The sequence below is a fragment of the Photorhabdus sp. P32 genome, from assembly GCF_038085095.1.
GTDB lineage: Bacteria > Pseudomonadota > Gammaproteobacteria > Enterobacterales > Enterobacteriaceae > Photorhabdus > Photorhabdus luminescens.
The window spans coordinates 1-845 of record NZ_JAZGJN010000071.1; the positions used below are offsets into that span (position 1 = coordinate 1).

The 845-nt window shown below is 62.8% G+C and carries 2 protein-coding genes; one reads left to right on the top strand and one right to left on the bottom strand.

Annotation, left to right across the window (positions count from 1 at the left end):
• Positions 1-310 (bottom strand): succinylglutamate desuccinylase/aspartoacylase family protein (locus V2H77_RS00265; RefSeq protein ID WP_341497207.1); only part of this gene is annotated, 310 nt, incomplete at its 3' end.
• 169 nt (positions 311-479) lie between these two features.
• On the opposite strand from V2H77_RS00265, the gene V2H77_RS00270 reads away from it, so the two are divergent.
• A partial coding sequence (locus tag V2H77_RS00270) for a hypothetical protein (RefSeq protein ID WP_341497208.1) occupies positions 480-845 on the top strand: 366 nt, incomplete at its 3' end.

Below are 845 nucleotides of genomic sequence, written 5' to 3' on the forward strand. Positions count from 1 at the left end.
GACACAGCCAGTTCGCGATCTGGTCTTCGAAATCCTGTGGATTGGCCTTCGGGAACAGGTCGCGGTTCAGGTTGCGGTCGCCATTGCGCGTGACCTGCTGATACGCCAGCGGATTGACGATCGGGACGAACGTCAGGCTGCCGGCAGCAATGTGCAGCGCGCCGCTGTCGATCTCGTCCATCACGCGCCGGATGGCTTTGGTGCCGCACACCTCGTTGCCGTGGGTCGCGCCCATGATGATGACGCGCGGGCCCGGCTGCAGGCCGGTGTAGTTGATCGATTTGAACTGGAACTGGCGTGGCGAAGTCATGAAGTCGGGCCGGGAAAGGAAATGTGGCGATATTCTAGCGGGAAACCCTGGCCTGACAACAGGTTTGTGCAAGCGCAAGCAACGGGGAAATTCGGGGCACGCCCGCACGGCGCGCGAGTCTGACAGGCTGACTACCCGAGCGACGCGCGGGGTCGCACCAGGAGCCGCCATGTTCCGTGTCTTTTTCATGCTTGCTGTTCTTTGCGGGTTGGCCGGTTGCGCCGCAACGGCTGGCACGTTCTTCAATCGCCCCGTGGTCGAAGACGACATCGGCGAAGTCGTGCGAACGGTGTCGCTATCAGCCGACAGGCGCACGGTCATTGTTGCTGCACCAGCGCATCCGCAACCGCGTTTCTGCGCCGAGCCGCCCCCGGACACGGCAACGAGTATCAAGGCGAGCATCGACGCCTCCGTCACGCTACCAGGCAAAAGTGCGACGCTCAAGGATGACTTCGGCACCGCCGTCACCGTCCTGGCATCGCGCAATGCACCGCTCGATGCGTTTCGCACGGGCATGTTCGCGCTGTGTCAGTTC